General features: G+C 66.7%; 15 protein-coding genes and 2 pseudogenes. 11 read left to right on the forward strand and 6 right to left on the reverse strand.

What is annotated here, in order from left to right:
- Positions 1–16 precede the first annotated feature (16 nt).
- The 9 genes and pseudogenes from soxA (at position 17) to MFF42_RS02920 (ending at position 8528) form a co-directional block, all read left to right on the forward strand.
- Entirely contained in the window at positions 17–883 is an 867-nt protein-coding gene (gene soxA, locus MFF42_RS02880) for a sulfur oxidation c-type cytochrome SoxA (protein WP_003597860.1), read from the forward strand.
- A gap of 15 nt (positions 884–898) precedes the next feature.
- Positions 899–2578: a thiosulfohydrolase SoxB gene (gene soxB, locus MFF42_RS02885; protein ID WP_003597858.1), complete on the forward strand. Its 1680-nt coding sequence runs from the start codon at positions 899–901 to the stop codon at positions 2576–2578.
- Between the two features lie 53 nt (positions 2579–2631).
- Positions 2632–3924: a sulfite dehydrogenase gene (soxC, locus tag MFF42_RS02890; RefSeq protein WP_003597857.1), complete on the forward strand. Its 1293-nt coding sequence runs from the start codon at positions 2632–2634 to the stop codon at positions 3922–3924.
- Entirely contained in the window at positions 3908–4585 is a 678-nt protein-coding gene (locus tag MFF42_RS02895) for a c-type cytochrome (protein WP_012455891.1), read from the forward strand. Before soxC ends, MFF42_RS02895 begins: the two co-directional genes overlap by 17 nt.
- Positions 4582–5532: an MBL fold metallo-hydrolase gene (locus MFF42_RS02900; protein WP_012455892.1), complete on the forward strand. Its 951-nt coding sequence runs from the start codon at positions 4582–4584 to the stop codon at positions 5530–5532. The genes MFF42_RS02895 and MFF42_RS02900 overlap by 4 nt, the downstream gene beginning before the upstream one ends.
- Before the next feature lie 62 nt (positions 5533–5594).
- On the forward strand, positions 5595–6056 hold the full coding sequence (locus MFF42_RS02905) for a DsrE family protein (RefSeq protein WP_003597852.1): 462 nt from the start codon (positions 5595–5597) through the stop codon (positions 6054–6056).
- A 167-nt stretch (positions 6057–6223) separates the two neighbouring features.
- Complete coding sequence (locus MFF42_RS02910; RefSeq protein ID WP_017484328.1) at positions 6224–6406, forward strand: SRPBCC family protein; 183 nt, start codon at positions 6224–6226, stop codon at positions 6404–6406.
- Between the two features lie 521 nt (positions 6407–6927).
- A pseudogene (locus MFF42_RS26520) lies at positions 6928–7639 on the forward strand (hypothetical protein).
- Positions 7640–8276: 637 nt separating this feature from the next.
- Complete coding sequence (locus tag MFF42_RS02920) at positions 8277–8528, forward strand: hypothetical protein (protein WP_012455893.1); 252 nt, start codon at positions 8277–8279, stop codon at positions 8526–8528.
- Here MFF42_RS02920 and MFF42_RS02925 read toward each other — a convergent pair whose 3' ends face one another.
- From MFF42_RS02925 to MFF42_RS02935, 3 genes are all read right to left on the reverse strand, one after another.
- Positions 8529–9224, reverse strand: a complete 696-nt coding sequence (locus MFF42_RS02925) for a VIT1/CCC1 transporter family protein (protein WP_012455894.1) — start codon at positions 9222–9224, stop codon at positions 8529–8531.
- Positions 9225–9229: 5 nt separating this feature from the next.
- A complete protein-coding gene (locus MFF42_RS02930; protein WP_012455895.1) occupies positions 9230–9775 on the reverse strand; it encodes a cytochrome b in 546 nt (181 codons plus the stop codon).
- 367 nt (positions 9776–10142) lie between these two features.
- The gene (locus MFF42_RS02935) at positions 10143–11000 is read right to left on the reverse strand and encodes a Dps family protein (RefSeq protein ID WP_012455896.1); all 858 of its coding nucleotides are present in this window, start codon (positions 10998–11000) and stop codon (positions 10143–10145) included.
- A gap of 263 nt (positions 11001–11263) precedes the next feature.
- Here MFF42_RS02935 and MFF42_RS02940 point away from each other — a divergent pair, with 263 nt between their 5' ends.
- Positions 11264–11491: a hypothetical protein gene (locus MFF42_RS02940; RefSeq protein ID WP_012455897.1), complete on the forward strand. Its 228-nt coding sequence runs from the start codon at positions 11264–11266 to the stop codon at positions 11489–11491.
- A gap of 58 nt (positions 11492–11549) precedes the next feature.
- Here the strand turns inward: MFF42_RS02940 and MFF42_RS02945 are convergent.
- The 3 genes and pseudogenes from MFF42_RS02945 to MFF42_RS02955 all read right to left on the reverse strand — a co-directional run.
- Positions 11550–11690: pseudogene (locus MFF42_RS02945) on the reverse strand (glutaredoxin); the annotation flags it as partial.
- 321 nt (positions 11691–12011) lie between these two features.
- Positions 12012–12824, reverse strand: a complete 813-nt coding sequence (locus MFF42_RS02950; protein WP_231343950.1) for a hypothetical protein — start codon at positions 12822–12824, stop codon at positions 12012–12014.
- A 434-nt stretch (positions 12825–13258) separates the two neighbouring features.
- Complete coding sequence (locus MFF42_RS02955; protein WP_017484323.1) at positions 13259–14713, reverse strand: tyrosine-type recombinase/integrase; 1455 nt, start codon at positions 14711–14713, stop codon at positions 13259–13261.
- 568 nt (positions 14714–15281) lie between these two features.
- Between MFF42_RS02955 and MFF42_RS02960 the strand changes: the two genes are divergently transcribed.
- Positions 15282–15953 (forward strand): hypothetical protein, encoded by a 672-nt coding sequence (locus tag MFF42_RS02960; RefSeq protein ID WP_012455900.1) that lies wholly within the window; start codon positions 15282–15284, stop codon positions 15951–15953.
- Positions 15954–17227 lie beyond the last annotated feature (1274 nt).

A 17227-nucleotide genomic window follows, 5' to 3' on the forward strand; every position in this document is an offset into this window, starting at 1 on the left:
CGCCGGAGCCCTCGCAATGGTCCGCCCCATTCCCTTTGCCGTCACCGCGCTCGCGCTCGTCGCGCTGGCCGTCGCACCCCATGCGCAGGACATGCCCTCCGCGCCCGCCGCTAAGGAAGGGTCCGAGCGTCCGGCCTGGCAGGCGCACGGCCTCAAGGTCCAGAACCCGAATTCCCCGTTTGATGAAGTTGTCTCCGGCCTGTATTTCCGCTCCAAGGAAACGCAGGACATGCAGGCCGACGACTTCAACAATCCGGGCTTCCTCGCCGTGGAGCAGGGAGAGGAACTCTGGTCGAAGGTCGATGGCGCGGCGGGAAAGTCCTGTGCGAGCTGCCACAACGAGGCATCGACCTCGATGAAGGGCGTCGCGGCGGCCTATCCGAAGTGGAACGAGAAGCTCGGCAAGCCGGTCAATCTGGAGCAGCGGATCAACATCTGCCGCAGCGGCGCCCTGAAAGCCGAGCCCTGGGCCTTCGGCTCGTCCGAACTTACGGCCATGACCACCTACGTCCGTAACCAGTCCCGCGGGATGCCGGTCGCCGTGAAGGTGGACGGGCCCATGACGCCCTGGTTCGAGCGAGGACAATCGCTCTACTACCAGCGGAACGGCCAACTCGATCTCGCTTGCGCGAGCTGCCACGAGAAGAACCACGGCAAGTATCTCCGGGCCGACTTCCTCAGCCAGGGGCAGAGCAACGGATTCCCCGTCTACCGCCTGCGCGACCAGCGGCTGGTGCCGCTCCACGAGCGCATGGAAGGTTGCATGCAGGACGTCCGGGCCACGCCGTTCAAGCCGCTCTCCGACGAGTTCCTCGCCCTGGAGACCTACGTCGCGTGGCGCGGCCTCGGCCTTCCGGTCGAGACGCCCGCCGTGCGCAACTGAGGGCCTGATCCTGCCATGACCTCACGCCGCGACTTCCTGCAGATCGCCGCCGCCACCGCGGCCCTGGTGCCGACGGGCTGGACCCGCGCCTTCGCCCAGCAGCGCCTGACCCAGGACGACCTCCTGGCCTTCGAGCCGATGGGCAACGTCACCCTGGTCCATCTCACCGACATCCACGCGCAGTTGCGGCCCGTGCTGTTCCGCGAGCCCTCGACCAACCTCGGGATGGGCGAGGCGCGCGGTCAGGTCCCCCACGTCACCGGACGCGCCTACCTCGACCTCTACGGCATCCCCGGCGGCTCGCCGCTGGCCTATGCGCTCACGCCGGAGGACTACGTCGCGCTGGCCCGCAGCTATGGCCGGATGGGCGGCCTCGACCGGATCGCCACGGTGCTCGACGCGATCCGCGCCGAGCGAGGCGACAAGGTGCTGTTCCTGGACGGCGGCGACACTTGGCAGAACAGCTACACCTCGATGGTGAGCAAGGGCCAGGACATGGTCGACTGCATGGCGCTGCTGAAGCCCGACGCCATGACGGGCCACTGGGAGTTCACCCTCGGCACCGAACGGGTTAAGGAGATCGTGGACGGGCTCGGCTGCCCGTTCCTGGGCCAGAACGTTCGCGACGCCGAATGGAACGAGCCGGCCTTCGAGGCCACGAAGATGTTCGAGCGCGGCGGCGCGAAGGTCGCGGTGATCGGGCAGGCCTTTCCCTACACGCCCATCGCCAACCCTCGCTGGATGATCCCCGGCTGGTCCTTCGGCATCCGCGAGGAGGACGTGCAAGCGAGCGTCGACAAGGCCCGGAAGGAGGGCGCCGACCTCGTCGTGCTGCTCTCCCACAACGGCTTCGACGTGGACCGCAAGCTCGCCTCGCGGGTGAAGGGAATCGACGTCGTACTCACCGGACACACGCACGACGCGCTGCCTCAGGCGGTAAAGGTCGGCAACACCCTACTCATCGCCTCGGGCAGCCACGGCAAGTTCCTCACCCGCGTCGACCTCGACGTGCGGGACGGGGCCGTGAAGGGCTACCGTTCGAAGCTCATCCCGATCTTCTCCGATATCATCGCCCCAGAGAAGACGATGGCGGCCAAGATCCGGTCGATCCGTGCGCCCCACGAGGCGATGCTGAAGGAGGAACTCGGCCGGACCGAGGCCCTGCTCTACCGGCGGGGCAACTTCAACGGCACGCTCGACGACATGATCTGCGATGCGCTCCTGTCCGAGCGAGAGGCTGAGATTGCCCTCTCGCCCGGCTTCCGCTGGGGCACGACCCTCCTGCCCGGCCAGTCGATAACCCGCGAGGACGTCTACAACGCCACCGCCATCACCTACCCGGCGGCTTATCGGATGCCGATGACCGGCGCCCGGCTGAAGGAGGTGCTGGAGGACGTGGCCGACAACCTCTTCAACGCCGATCCGTACTACCAGCAAGGTGGCGACATGGTGCGGGTGGGCGGCGTGTCCTACGCCATCGACGTCGCTCGCCCGGCCGGCAGCCGCATCTCAGACCTCACCCTCCTGCGCACCGGCAAACCCATCGAGGCTGGCACCAGCTACACCGTGGCAGGATGGGCGAGCGTCAACGAGGGCACCGACGGCCCGCCGATCTGGGACGTCGTCTCCTCGCACATCAAGGCCAAGGGAACGGTGAACCCGACGCCCGCGCAGGTCACCGTCCGTGGCGCCTAGTCGTCTCCAATATATTCACACATTGCTATACTTGAAACAGTTCGGAGAGGCCGATGTCTGAACCGAAGCCGCGCCCCGATCCGTCCGGGCCAACCTCTCGAAGATCCTTCCTGCGCACCGGCCTCGCCCTCGGCGGAGCGGTCGGCACGGGGGCTTTTGCGGGCCGCGCAGCCGCCGCGCCGGACGCGAAGAACCTTCCGCCGAGCGTACCGGAATGGTCGCAGTCGCTCGGTGAGGGTGTCGTCAGCCGGCCCTACGGCCGCCCGTCGAAGTTCGAGGTGGACGTGATCCGCCGCGACGTCGAATGGCTGACCGCCTCGCGCCAGAGTTCGGTCAGCTTCACGCCGCTGCACCAGCTGGAGGGAATCATCACCCCGAACGGCCTGGGCTTCGAGCGCCACCATGGCGGCATCGCCGAGATCGATCCGTCCGAGCATCGGTTGATGATCCACGGCCTCGTCGAGAAGCCGCTGATGCTGACGCTGGAGGACATCAAGCGCTTCCCCCGCGTCAACCGGATCGCGTTCCTCGAATGCGCGGCCAATTCCGGCATGGAGTGGAAGGGCGCGCAGCTCAACGGCTGTCAGTTCACCCACGGCATGATCCACTGCGTCATGTACACGGGCGTCCCGCTCAAGCGCTTGCTCGAAGAAGCCGGTCTCAAGACCAACGCCAAGTGGCTGTTGCCGGAGGGCGCCGACGCCGCGGCGATGACCCGCTCCGTGCCGATCGAGAAAGCGTTCGACGACGCCATCGTCGCCTACGCCATGAACGGAGAGGCGCTCTATCCCGAGCACGGCTATCCGCTCCGCCTCGTCCTGCCGGGATGGCAAGGCAACATGTGGGTGAAGTGGCTGCGCCGGATCAAGGTCGGCGACGAGCCCTGGCACACCCGCGAGGAGACGTCGAAGTACACGGCACTCATGCCGGACGGTCAGGCGCGGCGCTTCACCTGGGCCATGGACGCGAAGTCCGTCATCACCAATCCGAGTCCGCAGGCGCCCATCCACGGTAAGGGCTTCACCGTGCTTTCGGGCTTGGCGTGGTCGGGGCGGGGCGCGATCAAGGGCGTGGACGTCTCGCTCGATGGCGGCCGCAACTGGCGGGCCGCGCGGCTCGACGGGCCGGTCCTCGATAAGGCGCTGACGCGTTTCTATTATGAGTTCGACTGGAACGGCGATCCGCTGCTGATCCAGTCCCGCGCCATGGACGAGACCGGCTACGTCCAGCCGACCAAGGCGGCCCTGCGCCAACACCGCGGCCTGAACTCGATCTACCACAACAACGGCATCCAGACCTGGCACGTGCTGCCCAGCGGGGAGATCGAGAATGTCGAGGTCGCGTAACCGTCTTTCGGCCGCCCTTGCGACCGTCCTCCTCGCGGCCACGCCGGTGGCGGCGGAGCGTCTGAACATCGGCCGCGTCGCGACGCCGGAGGAGATCAAGGGCTGGGACATTGACGTGCGGCCGGACGGCCAGGGGCTTCCTGTCGGCAAGGGAACCGCGGCGCTCGGCGAGACGGTCTTCCAGGAGCGCTGCGCCAGCTGCCATGGCGAGTTCGGCGAGGGCGCGGGACGGTGGCCGGAGCTCGCCGGTGGGTCCGGCACGTTGAAGTCCGACAGTCCGGTTAAGACCATCGGGTCCTACTGGCCCTACGCCTCGACCGTCTTCGATTTCATTCACCGGGCAATGCCGTTCGGCGCGGCACAGACCCTCACGCCGGACGAGACATACTCGGTCACCGCCTATCTCCTCTATCTCAACGACATTCTGAAGGATCAGGACTTCGAGCTGAACGAGAAGAACCTCGCCAGCATCCGCCTGCCTAACGAGAAAAACTTCTTCATGGACGACCGCGAGACGGCGGAGAAGGAGTTCTGGACGGCCAAGCCCTGCATGACGAACTGCCTGCCGAAGGAAGCGTCCATCACGAGCCGCGCTCGCATCCTCGACGTGACGCCAGACAAGGCTGCCGAACCCGCGAAGAAGGCCCCGCCGGTCCAATGACGAGCCGTCCCAACTCCGCGGGAACGCGCTGCGACAGGCGGTTGTTCTTGGGTGGCCTCGCAGCGGGCTTCGCGGGCGCGTGGCCCGTCCGCCGCGCTTCGGCGAACCAGACAGCGGCGCTCAGGGTCGGCGCCGCCTCCGTGGAGACGGCGAGCGACGGCACGCTGTCCTCCTCCCTCGCCTTCATGCTGCCCGACACGCCGCGCGCGGAAGTTGAAGCCGTCTTTAAGGCCGAGGGTCAGCCCGCGGAGGCCACCCCGATTCCGACGAACCCGAGCCTCGTTCGGATCGGCTCGGAAGTCATTCTGATCGATGCCGGCTCGGGCAACTCGTTCCAGCCCACGGCCGGCAAGCTCGGCGAGACGCTGGAGAGCCGGAACATCTCACGTGAGGCGATCACCCAGGTGGTGTTCACGCACGCCCATCCCGATCATCTCTGGGGCGCGGTCGATGATTTCGACGACAGCGAACGGTTTCCCAATGCCCGCTACGTCGTGCCGGCCGCGGAATGGGATTTCTGGACCCGCGAGGATGTCGAGACCCGCGTACCGGATTGGCTTAAGGGCCTCTCCGTAGGCTCGCGACGGACCCTGCGACGCCTTGAGGCGAAGGTGGAGCGCCGTAAGCCCGGCGAAAGCATCGCTCCCGGCCTCACCTACGTCGCGACGCCGGGGCATACGCCCGGTCACGCCTCCGTCCTTGTCGAAGCCGGTCGGGAGCAGGTACTGATCGGCGGGGATGCCTTGAGCCACGCGGTTGTGTCGTTCCGCCGCCCCGCCTGGGCCTTCGGAAGCGATCTCGACCGTGACCTCGCGGCGCGTACCCGCCTCACCCTGCTGGACCGCTTGGCGAATGAGCGGATGACGCTTGTCGGCTTTCACCTCCCGAGCTCAGGCGTCGGACGTGTCGAGCGCGTTGGTGCGAGTTATCGCTTCGTACAAACCTGACGACACGATTTCGCAGGAATATTCCTGTCGGAACAGGACCGTTCGCGAACGGAGTGGACACGATGATGCTGTCGCGTAGGGGCGTGTCCGGACTGGCCGCGCTGATGGCTTGGCTCGTGGCGAGCAGGGCCTCGGCGACCCAATCGGCTGACCCCAAGACCCATCGGGTCGCACTGCAGGTCAGTTCTCGCGAGAACGGCGTGTTCGACCTCGCCCTCAACAACGCGGTCAATCTCGCACGCGAATACAGCAATCAGGCCGAGGAGCTTGAGGTCGAGATCGTTGCCTATGGGCCGGGTCTGCACATGCTGCGGGCCGACACATCGCCCGTGACGTCGAGGATCCACTCCATCACCGAGAGCGTGCCGGGAATCGTACTCTCGGCCTGCGGCAACACCATCAAAGCCATGGAGAAGGCAGAGGGGCACCCTCTGGAATTACTGCCACACGTCGGCATCGTTTCGGCTGGTGCAGTCCGTCTCGTGGCACTTCAGGAGGCAGGTTGGAGCTATCTCCGCGTTTGATCGCGCCGGGTCGCCGAAGGCTAGCCATTGGTTGGTCGCGAGACTGCCTCAGGGGTACATCGAGTGCACCGTTCACACATCCGCGTTTGGCGTAGTCCGCCTTCGGTCGCGCAGTAGCTGGTTCCTCGGCGCACACGACGCGCTCAAGGTTTTACAGGAACCGATGAATGCTCGGAATCGCCGTCCCCGCCGTGGCGCTGGCCATGGTCGTCGTCACGCCTGCCCTTGCGATTGAAGTGACGAAGAGCGTGATGGTGCCTGCATCGCCCGAAGCGGTCTGGAAGATGGTTGGCGGGTTTTGCGGCATCGGCAACTGGCACCTCGTCATCGAGAAGTGGGTGCTGTCTTAGAAAGGCGGCAGGCAGGAGTGAACATTGTCGATGAAGGGCAGTGACACCATCATGGAGGAAGAACAGTTCCGCGGCGACAAGAAGATAGACTACACGTGCACGATAATCTCCCGCCCGCTGCCTGTGTAGAGCTATAAGTCCATGCTCATAGTGTAGAAGGACGGGAGCGGATCGAAGGTATCCTGGGCCGGAAACGTCAAGCCCAAGGGGGCCTTTGATGCTAAAGCCAAGGAGACAATTGCTGAAGTCTAGGAGGCGGGCCCGAGGGTCATCGCTGACAAGTCCCAGTAATCACGTCGGCAGGCGCAGAGATTTTGGGGCCGCTCTTTCGCACTTGGAGCGGGATCGGCCTAGATCAAAATCCGTCACCGTCGAGTAAGACGCGGATCACACCCAGGGCGTCGCCAACGTACTGCTACGCCCCGCAGCGACCTGACTGGGCGATCACATGGTGTAGCTTCGCGCCGAACCGTTCCTCTGACCTCCTATCTTCCAGGGCGACATCGAAGGGACGGTCGAGAATGCGACAGGTGAAGGTCAGGCTGATCGAGCCGGGGCTGCCGCCCCGGCGGACGCGCTTGAAAATTCCCGGTTGGGCGGGCGATCCGGAGCCCCGCACAGAAGGCTCGCAGGATTATGCCTGGCACTGCATCCCGCTCTTGGAAGCGGTCAAAGGCGGGATCGAGCTGTTCTACGCCTACGACGCCGAATTGGGCGTGAGCACCAGGGCCGCAAGACTGGTCTTTGAGGGAATTTCGCCGAGCCCGGCGGACCGGGACCGCAAAGGCCGCCGCTCTGGAGCTTCGGCGAGGCCTACTACGCCTATCGGATCCTCATCGACCTAAGGGTCGAGGAGAATTAGGTGATCAGGACCGAGATCCACCCACGCTTCTACACCGACTGGACCGGAACAGTGCCGGTCGCAATGCCGGCACTCATCCGGCACTGGGGGCCGACGATGTACTTCATGGTGTTCAAGGCCCCGGACGAAGGCCGCAGGCATATCTTCCGGAAGGACGAGCCGTTCATGCAGGTGTCCGTCGTCTCGGTTGAGGCCGATTTCGAGCTCATGGCGATGAACGAAGAGGAGGCGCCGAGCGCGAACTCCAATCGCGACGCATCTACCCCAGCCGCGAGACGCTGGCGGCGGACTCGCAGTGGACCTCGGCGACCCACACCGTGTTCGGCGGAACCTACCGGCGCATCCTAGGCGCCGCCAAGAGCCAGCGGTAAGGCTGGGCGGGGTGCGGAACCATCCACCCCGCCGCATCAGGCTCTGTACCCGTACGGCATGTCGCAGCAGTGATGGTGATGGTGGCGATGATAGTAGTATTGCGCCTGCTGTACCGTGGCCTCGCCCTAAGAGGCGGCAAGTAGCGGTTTGGCCTTCGCCGCGACCTCGTCCGGCTCCTTTAGGAGCGCCACAGCGTCGGGGATGGGCTTGGGCAGGTCGGCGTAGCTCTCGGCACGCATGGCCGCGGTTAGCACGGTCTGGGCAGGCATCGCGGCCTGTGCTGGGTCGGCGGCCGCGAGCAGGTTGACGGCCCCGATCAGGCAGCGACTGGCTTGTCCATCGACGGGAACCTCCCTTGAATGGCGCGGCCCGCCCCGGGAAAAGCGCGGACGGAAGCGCCGCCGGAAACACCACCTGCGGTAAAGCAGTTCCGGCTTGCCCAAGGCCAGGCAAGCACTTCTCCAACATGAGCATTGAAGTGCTTGCCGCCACTCGCTATTGTCGGTGCCGGCATTCGATGAAATTGATTTTAGTCAATTTCATTCACATCTTCAGTTGCTAAATGCAGCTCGACTACACACTGCATCGTCGTCGCAGACATGCGGCGTGTGCCTGCCGCTTTTCGAGGAGACTGCGATGGCGAGACGTTTGCGTTGGTTCCTGCTGGTTCAACTCGCGGTCGTGCCTGCAGCGTTCGCCCAGCAACCTGCGGCGTCACCGGACGCGCCGGCGTCCTTCGTCGAACCAACGAACGCGGCCCACCGGCACTGTTCCGGCTCGTGTCTGAAGACCGGCGCCCTGCAGTGGTTCTGCCGGCCCGACCAGACGTGCTCCATCGATTGCGCGACCGCGCCGCCGAAGATGCACTGCCACGATCCGCAGCGGTAGTCAGACGGCCTTGCCGACCAGGCTCCCGATTCCTGCCGTGACGGCCATGGCCAGTACGCCCCAGAAGGTCACCCGCGCCGTCGCCCGGGCGATGGGGGCGCCGCCCGCCTTGGCGCCGAGTCCCCCAAGCACCGCCAGGAATACCAGCGAGGCCCCCGACACCGTATAGACCGCGATGTTGCCGGGCGAGAGCGCCGCCGTCGCCAGGGGTAAGGCCGCGCCGGCCGAGAAGGTCGCCGCCGAGGTCAGCGCCGCCTGGACCGGCCGAGCCGTCGTGACCTCGGAGATGCCGAGCTCGTCCCGGGCATGGGCGCCGAGCGCATCCTTGGCCATCAGTTGTTCCGCGACCTGCAAGGCGAGCGCATGGTCGAGGCCCCGGTCGACGTAGATCCGCGCGAGTTCCTCCCACTCGGCGGCCGGGTCGTCGCCGAGCTCGCGCTGCTCGCGGGCGAGGTCGGCCTGCTCGGTGTCGGCCTGGGAACTCACCGAGACGTACTCGCCGGCCGCCATCGACATCGCGCCTGCCACGAGGCCCGCGCTGCCGGCGACGAGGATTTCACCCGTGTTGGCGGACGAGGCTGCCACACCCACGATCAGGCTCGCGGTGGAGACGAGGCCGTCATTTGCGCCGAGGACGGCGGCTCGCAGCCAGCCGATGCGGTCGATCAGGTGCCGCTCCTGGTGGACGGGTCGCATGGGCGTCAGGATCCCCGGGGCAGCATGCGGCGCAGGACGGCGTCGTGCCAGAGGTAGTGGTGCACGAGGGCGGCGACCGCGTGGAACAGGGCCAGGACCATCAGCACGTTGGCGGCCAACCCGTGCCAGTGAGTCAGGGGCCGCCGCCACTCCGGGTCGCCGATCTGCGGCAGGCTGACCGGGCCGAGGGAGACACCGCGCACGAAGGCGTTGGCGATGCCGAGGCCGACGATGACCAGCAGCAGGACGTAGAGCGCGGCGTGGGTCGCCTTCGCCAGGCGATGAAGGGGCCCAGGGTCATCGACCGGCAGGTCGCGGCCCCGGGCCCGCCGCCAGATGAGGAAGGCTACGACGAGGCCGGTGAGGACGAAGCCCAGGTCGAAATGGGCCGACCAGATGCCGGAGCGCAGGGCACTCTTTGGGACAAGGTCTTCGAGGAACGTCCCGACCAGCCATAGGCCGAGCACGAGCGCCGCGGTCAACCAATGCAGCGCGATGGTGCCGCCGTCGTATCTCGCCGTCGGCCGTGTCGTATCGTCGGGTGCATTCATGGTCGAGATCCTGCCTACGCCGGTGATGCTGCCGGGGGATGACGGTCGCCGACGGCTGGACCCGCCGGGGCTATGGCTCGCCTGCCCTTGGCGCTGATGAACCAGAGACCCTCCGGGTCCCGGCTCGACAGCCGCGGGCGGATCAACCCGCGTTCCCTCAGGGACCGGACCGTGCGCATCTCCCAGGGCTTGGGCGAGACGAGCGGTCCCTCCCGGTCGAGCCGGAGCAACATGGCTCGCTGGCCGGGCGTGAGGGGAGGCTGAGGCGTCGTTCGATCCCGGGGGCGCATCTCTAGTTTGGAATTAATATAAACTGATCGCGGGTCAAGGGGAAACCCCGCGCCTGACGGCGCGGGGTTGGCTGTCGTCAGGGCTTGGCGGGTGTTTGGGCCGGAGCCTGCTGGCCCTGCAGGTCGACCGGCTTGTTGTCGTTGAGGTCCCAGCCGGTGTTCGGGTCGGTGTGCGTCCGCTGGAGCTGCGCCCGCATCTGCCACTGGTACTTGGCGATCCCGTGCTCGACCTCCTGCAGCAGGTTCGACGTGGTGGGGTCGACGTCCTCGGTCGTCTTGATGGCCGCGTGCACCTCCTCGCCGACGCGCTTGTAGGCGTTGGTGAACCACACGAGGATCTGCGCATCGTCGAGGAAGCCGCCGGGAATCTCCGGCACGCCGGAAGTCTTCACGATGGTGTTCGCGCGCCCGTCGGCCGAGACGCCGACCGCGAGGAGGCGCTCGGCGATGGTGTCGGCGTACTTCGACAGGCCCTCGTAGTGCTCCTGCAGCAGGAGGTGCAGCGGGTAGTACAGGGTGCCCGATGCGTTCCAGTGCGCCTGCTTGGTCTGCAACTGGAGTTGCTGCAACTCGGTCAGGGTCTGCTGAAGGGCGGCGACGTCCTTCTTCATGCCCTCCTCGCCGGCACCGAGGTCGATGACCGGCTGGCGGCTGACCTCGTTCGTCGGGAATGCCCCGAGGGGCTGGCGGCTTGTCACCTGGGTCTGCGAGGACTGGCGAACGCCCTCGGTCTTGTTGCTAGGGCCCTGTGAACCCGCGGGCTGGGTCGCGGTGGTTTCCTGGGCGACCTGCATGCGCGCCAGGATCTGTGCGGCGGAGGGGGCGACCGCCTTGGCGGGGGTTGAGGCTGGGGCGGCCTCGCGTGCCAGGGCTGGTGTGAGCACGGTCGAGGCCAGGAGGAGCATGGCCGCCAGGGCGTGGATCGGACGGGTCATCGGGAACCTTGGGAACGCTGCATTGGGTGAGGTCCCGCACGCCTTCGGGCAGCCGGGAAGCCCTAGCTGGGACGAACACGGCCTCCCCCTCGTTCCGGTATGAACCCGAATTTAGGCACCGGGGATTCCTGCCCCGCTTGTCCCCTGGCGAGGTCTCGGCCATGTCACGGGAGCGTTTTCGGATAGGTTTCCGGAGGCCGTTCATTGCTTGACCTCATCGTCGGGCGCGCTGACGGGCGGCCTCGCCCGAGGGGAGCAAACCGTTGACGTCCACGCGGCGCTTCGAGGTGCGGTTGGCGACCCGCGACGGACGTCGGGTCCTGACGGCGCAGGCGGAGCGCGAGGTCGCGCTGATGGCCGAGTCGGTGATGAGGCGTTACGGCGACGACATCCTCGACGTGGGCTTTTCGGTCGCGGCCCCCGACCCGGCGGCGAGCCGGCGGATCGCCCTCTACCTCTCGACGCTGGTCAACGAACTCGACCCGGCTTGAGGTCTACGCCCCGGTTCTCGCGCGGGGCAGGTGGTTCCCAGGGTGGTGCGCAAGACACTCAACGGTGCATCGCCAGCATCCAGAAGGCCATAACGACCATCATCACGTTCTCGGTGAGCGGGACGAAGCCGAGCGGGACCTTGCTCGACCCGCCCACGCAGGCGCACTTGATGTCGCACTTGTCGAGATGGACCGCCTTTGAACACCGAGACTGAGTCTAAGCGGGCGCTGCGAGCGAGCCCCGCGGGGGTGCGGTTTCGCGACTTCGAGGCCGGGTATGAGGTTGCGCTGACCCGATACCCTGCGCGCGTGGCATCCGAGCGTCGGCCTTGACGCCCATCGCGCCCACTTGGTTGTCCCATTCGGATGCCACTTTGGGCGGGGCGCAGCGGGCGCCCGACGCAGCGTGGCCGGCTCGCGCCCCTACCGGAACCGGATCGGGCAGGGGCGGAGCGTTTCTTGAGACCGGATCGGCGGGTCAGGTGTCGACGCACGGTCGCGTAGCGGGAAGCGATTCCGGCTATCGAGGTCCGGCAGCGGATGCGCTGCCCGTCGGCCAGGATGCCGCCGGCAGTTCCGGGACGGCGTCGCGACAGGACCTGGCAATCCTCCGCATGCCCCGATCCCGCCTGTTGGAGGCGGCCGGCGATGCCGGCGTACCCAGCGCCCGTTCGATGTCGTCCAGCCGATCCGCCAGATCGGACAGGCGTCCGGCCAGGGCTTGGTCAGCCGGATGGGATGCCGGGGACATCAGGTCGGACATCGTCGCGAGTTCGACAGCGGCCGCGTCGGGAACCGCAGCGGCGACCTCAAAGGTCGCCGCCAGCAGGATCCCGATGCGTAGGGTCTCAAGCGTCGGAAGCCCGCGGTCCATGGCGGCCTTCACGGATCGGCCGGGCAAAGGCACCCGGACCGGCAGCGTCCTCGCGGCGGCTTCGGTGCCGCGTCCCTGCAGGCCATGCTTGGGCGATGCGGCAGGCCCATGAGGCCGCCCCGCCCCGAACGTCAGGAGCCACGGGCGCCGCGCGCAGCGATCGGATGCGTCCCGACGCTTCGCGCCGGACGCGAGCTCTCCGCCGGCAGCGTGACCGGCGGACCGCCTAGCGCGCCTGGCTTGCAGGGGGTCCCCTCCGGAGACCACGGCCACGTCGAGGTGGGTCCAGACGCCGCCCTCATGCAGGAAGCCGAGCGGGGCGACGAAGCCGACGTCGGCTTGGCCGCCGGCCGCGGCCCGCGCGAGCATCGCGGACATGTCCGCCCGGGATGCCGCCGCGTCCTCCATGGATGGACCGCAGGTCGGCCGCCCGATCTCGTGTCCGTCGATGACGGTCATGAACCGTCCTACGCACGCGAGCCCGCAGCTGGCCAACAGCGCGGCGTAAAGAGCGGAACCATCGTCAGAAAAGAACCCCACGACCATTGCCACCTCCGTCAGTGCACGCTCGAACCTCGCCCCCTGCGACGCTTATTTATACCATCAGTATAATACCTGCGACAAGGTGGCGGTGGCGCGGAGCCGACCCGAAGCCGTCATGAAGGTTACCGCAAACCTCCAGGATGCAGACAAATGACCTTGGGTCACGTCGCGTGGCTCGCGACGCCCAGGCGCTTGCTCCCGGGACGAGGCCATCACGCGAGGGCGACGCCGATGGGCGAGGCGAGACCCGCTGCCCGTAACGGTTCCTGGGGGGGACGGAGCAAGCCGGTCGCGCGGACGGCTGCCCGTGCGGATGCCGGATGCGCCCGACCGCCCGTCGAAACCGCGCCCTACCTGGGATGCGCCCGCGGCCTGAGGGTCATCTCATCGCGGATCGGGCTGCCGTCCAGCGGGGGCAACTTGAGCTTGGCGATGGCTCGACGCGCCGCGCGCATGTGCGGCCCCTCGCTGTATACGTCCAGGGTGATGCTGCTGCGCTTGTGCCCGACGATCGCGGAAATCATCTCGCCCGGCACCCCGGCCTGCTCCATGCGGCTGCTGAACCAGCGCCGGAAGGAGTGGAAATTCACCAGGGACCGCCGCTTGCCGGGCACCACCTCGTCGACCCCGACGCTTCGGCGGTATTCCGTGAACCGGTTCGAGGCCTTGAAGCTGCGCTCGCGCATCGAGTCGGCCTTCTTGACGGGGGGCCATTCCGGAAAAAGGTCGTCCTCGGGCTGCTTGCCGGCCGTTCGCCGGGCGACGAGTTCCGCCAGGTCGGCATGGATCGGGACGTAGCGGGCCGACGCCTCCTGCTTCTGAGGCTTGAACAGGAAGCAATTGTACGCCGTGTCGCGGACCTTCAGGTCGACGATGGCGTCGAGCCGCGCCCCGGTCAGCGCCCCGATCAGCATCAGGTCTCGCAGCTTCGGCGGGGCGGGCCCGCGGAGCAGGTCCGCGAGTTCACTGTCCTTGAAGGGCCTCTCCTTCTGGTCGTGCTTCTCCTTCGGGCCCTTGAGGCGGACGTTGGCGAACACGTTGCCCGACACGGCCGCCGTCCTCGGCACCATCCACTGCCAGTAGCCGGAGAGCCGGCCGATGTACTTGTTGAGCGTCACGTGGTGGAGGCCGGTCATCTCGACCAGCGCGTCGGCGAAGGCGTGCGCGCGCCTCACGTCGATCTCCTGAAGCGTGGCCGGGATGCGCTCGCGCTTGCACCATTCCTGCAGGAAACGCAGCGCGCGGGCGTCGTCCGCCCGGGTCCGGTCCTTGACGAAGAGCTGCTTGCGGTAGTCCTCGTGCATCAGGTCGACGGGAGTCGCCCGACCGTGCGAGATCGCCGAGAAGAGCATGGCCTTCTCGGTCTGCTCGGGAAGCGCCTCCTCGACCTCGTTCGGACCTTCCTCGGGATCTTCGACCCTGACCCAACGCGCGTCCTTCCAGCGGATCTCCGCATGGCGCTCGTAGACCGCCTCCTGAAACTCCTGCCAATCCTCGGCACTGCCGTTCCGCTTGAGTTCCTCGGCGACCTTCGAGAACTCAACGGCGATCTTCATGTCGTCCACGCCGGGGCGCCCCACCGCCTCCATGGCCTCCGCGATCCGCCGCTTGAAGCGCTCCACGTGCTTCCTCTTGAGCACGTTCGCCTCCCTGAGGCTGTCCGTGCCGAGATTGTGCACGAGCTTCGTGGCCCCGAGGGCGCGCCGCACCGGTACCGGAACCGAGACCGTGACCCGCCACGTACCGCCGTGCAATTCCAGGTAAGCCTTCTTCGGGTCGGGCGTGCGGGCCAAGACGTACTCCATGCGGAGCCCAGCGCGGCGACGCTTCACTCCTGCCAAGCGGGATGCCGGGCACCTCAGACAGTCAATCGTCGGTCCGCTGCAGTGTCGATGATGGGGCGAGTACCTTGATCCAACACTAACGCGTCGTGCTGCTGCCAACCGGCTCCGCCCCGGTCCCCAAGCCGGTCGCCGTGCTAGTCGTGGGCGAATAATTATACCGTAGATAAGAAACGATGGCCACCGCCCGGCGCGCAGCTAGGACCGATGCGCGTCGGCGAGAGCGAGCTCATGTCACTTCATGCCCAGCGAGATGCAGGGCCGATGACACGACCGGACCGTCATGCCGGTGCTTTGCTCCCTTTTGGCAGGACGCATCACGCGCCGAGGGGCGCCTCATACACCGGGATATGGATGTGGGTTTCTCCGGAAGCCTCGCGACCGTGCCGACGCGGGTATGCAGCAGCGCCCACAGGGTCCGAGTCCGGTTACGCGCTCTCAACCACGCCATCGTTTTTGCGGCGCGGGTAGCCTGGGCGTTCACGACTGCGAGTCTTGTTCCGTGCACCCTGTTCGCAACTTGGGGGGATACATGGACCAGCGGCTCCTGGCACAGCTAACCGGAATGGCCAACAAGCACGCTCAGGCGTTGAACGCCTTACCCGTTCGGGAACGCATGGAATACATGCGCTCGCTCGTCGGGTCGGCTGACTGTGCCTGGGCCGTGTTCCCGGACGGGGAGGGATCGGGCGTCCCGCACGTGATCCTCGTCAAGGGGAAGCGCGTGGGCCGGCGTATGGAGAAGTCCGGCCGCCTCAAGGGGAAGGTGACCGCGGTTCCATGCATCGACCGCTTCATGGCGGAGGCGTTGAACGATGCCTTCGGCGACGGGTCCACCACCTTGCCAGGAACTGCGCAACCCTCTCCTGAAGTCGCGGCCTTGCTGCGTGCGAACACGACCGAGATGCGCCGCCTTGTCGATGAGGCGAACCGAAACGGCGATCTCGTGAGGGACGGAAAGGTGACCGTGGAAGACCTTTTCCTCCGGGCCGACGTGGTGCACGCGGTCTGGTCGGACCCATCCTCTCCCGGTGGCGTCGGCAAGATGCTGGCCAAGGGCGAAGGCCGGCTCATGCTCATCAGCCAGGGCACCAAGGGCGTTCCCACCAGAACCGTGGCCCTCCGGTTCCTCGACCGCGTCCAGGCCGAGCAAGCTTGGCTCATTTACGGCGACGGACGCGGCGCGATGAGCCAGGCATCCTGAACCGGCCTTCGCGTTCGGCTTCACCCGTAGTCGCGGGCGAGCGGCGTGGCATTGCCGACCCGGGGTCACACGGGCCATCGGCACATGGGCTTGCGGTTCTCGCCGGGGACGACGGAGGCGGCATGACCTGCACGCGCCCGGGATCGAGGACGGTCGGCAGGCTTCGCGGTCTGCCACCCTCCTCAGGCGGACGAACGACGGCGCTGTCGCAACCCAAGAACGGTCCGATCAGGCCGGGGCGGTGAAACGCGTCGAACGGACCCCTGCCGTATCACGGACCGCGAACGCGCATGCTCCAAGGCAGAACAGGCACGCCGGCGAAGGCCGCTCCCTTGACCCGTGCGGCGCTTCGCACGAGGGCGAGGCTGTCCCTACACACGAACACGTCGATGCGTTGTTCCGGGGTGGGGCTCTCGAAGCGTCGCCGCTCCGGCATCCGAGCTGGATGGAACCACGACGGACCGGGTCGAGCATGACCGCGGGATCTGGCGGCGAAGGCCGCTGATCCCCATCCGAGGCGGGGAACCCCTGGCGGTGGTAGGACGAGGCCCAAGGATCCATAAATCCCATGGCCCTCCCAAGCCATCTCCCGACAAGTCACGGAGGGGAAAGAGTATTTTTCCAGTTCAATGGCTTAGCTCCGACCGGGGTAACGGTCCCCTCAGCTCCACCAGGTTTTCCGGGCGCGGAAAACCGAATGGTGGCACGGGCTTGGCGGATCAGCCGCCCTATCTTTCAGACTTTCCGTCGACCCCGAACCGGTTCTTAGGCCGCACCCGTTCCGGTTGCGCGCGGCAAGCCGGGCCGCTCGTCCGCAGCCGGGGCTTGAGCTGTCCCGGATTGGCCGTCGGCAGGGCGCTCCGTGCGGTCCCGGGTCCGATCGTTTCACGGCCTTGGCCGGACCGGCGCGGCAGCTGATTTTGGCCCCTCACCGCAACGACGGAGCGCATAGCGCTCGACGTAGGAGCCACGGCGCAAGACGAAGCGCCTTCAGCCAAGCCATGATCCAATTGATACAGCCAAGCTTGTTCACATAAATCAATCGACCGGCATCCGCGCGGAGTTTTTCTATTCTCACGCTTTTTCGCAGAACCCTTTCGACACTCGCGACGTTTTGAGGCGTCTCAAGTTTCGGAGGGAACGCCATGAAGACGATTGCGATAGGTCTTGCCGCGCTGCTGATGAGCACCTCGGTCTACGCTCAGAGCGCGGCCACGGGTGGGTCCGAGCGCGGCGGCATGCGGGCCGGCGCCGAGCAGTCGGGCGGGCAGTCC

This window comes from Methylorubrum podarium (assembly GCF_022179745.1).
Classification (GTDB): Bacteria; Pseudomonadota; Alphaproteobacteria; order Rhizobiales; family Beijerinckiaceae; genus Methylobacterium; species Methylobacterium podarium.

Bases quoted from the DNA above. Each gene is read 5' to 3' on its own strand.
- soxA (WP_003597860.1), top strand. From the start codon at position 17: ATGGTCCGCCCCATTCCCTTTGCCGTCACCGCGCTCGCGCTCGTCGCG.
- soxB (WP_003597858.1), top strand. From the start codon at position 899: ATGACCTCACGCCGCGACTTCCTGCAGATCGCCGCCGCCACCGCGGCC.
- soxC (WP_003597857.1), top strand. From the start codon at position 2,632: ATGTCTGAACCGAAGCCGCGCCCCGATCCGTCCGGGCCAACCTCTCGA.
- MFF42_RS02895 (WP_012455891.1), top strand. From the start codon at position 3,908: ATGTCGAGGTCGCGTAACCGTCTTTCGGCCGCCCTTGCGACCGTCCTC.
- MFF42_RS02900 (WP_012455892.1), top strand. From the start codon at position 4,582: ATGACGAGCCGTCCCAACTCCGCGGGAACGCGCTGCGACAGGCGGTTG.
- MFF42_RS02905 (WP_003597852.1), top strand. From the start codon at position 5,595: ATGATGCTGTCGCGTAGGGGCGTGTCCGGACTGGCCGCGCTGATGGCT.
- MFF42_RS02910 (WP_017484328.1), top strand. From the start codon at position 6,224: ATGCTCGGAATCGCCGTCCCCGCCGTGGCGCTGGCCATGGTCGTCGTC.
- MFF42_RS02920 (WP_012455893.1), top strand. From the start codon at position 8,277: ATGGCGAGACGTTTGCGTTGGTTCCTGCTGGTTCAACTCGCGGTCGTG.
- MFF42_RS02925 (WP_012455894.1), bottom strand. From the start codon at position 9,224: ATGCGACCCGTCCACCAGGAGCGGCACCTGATCGACCGCATCGGCTGG.
- MFF42_RS02930 (WP_012455895.1), bottom strand. From the start codon at position 9,775: ATGAATGCACCCGACGATACGACACGGCCGACGGCGAGATACGACGGC.
- MFF42_RS02935 (WP_012455896.1), bottom strand. From the start codon at position 11,000: ATGACCCGTCCGATCCACGCCCTGGCGGCCATGCTCCTCCTGGCCTCG.
- MFF42_RS02950 (WP_231343950.1), bottom strand. From the start codon at position 12,824: ATGACCGTCATCGACGGACACGAGATCGGGCGGCCGACCTGCGGTCCA.
- MFF42_RS02955 (WP_017484323.1), bottom strand. From the start codon at position 14,713: ATGGAGTACGTCTTGGCCCGCACGCCCGACCCGAAGAAGGCTTACCTG.
- MFF42_RS02960 (WP_012455900.1), top strand. From the start codon at position 15,282: ATGGACCAGCGGCTCCTGGCACAGCTAACCGGAATGGCCAACAAGCAC.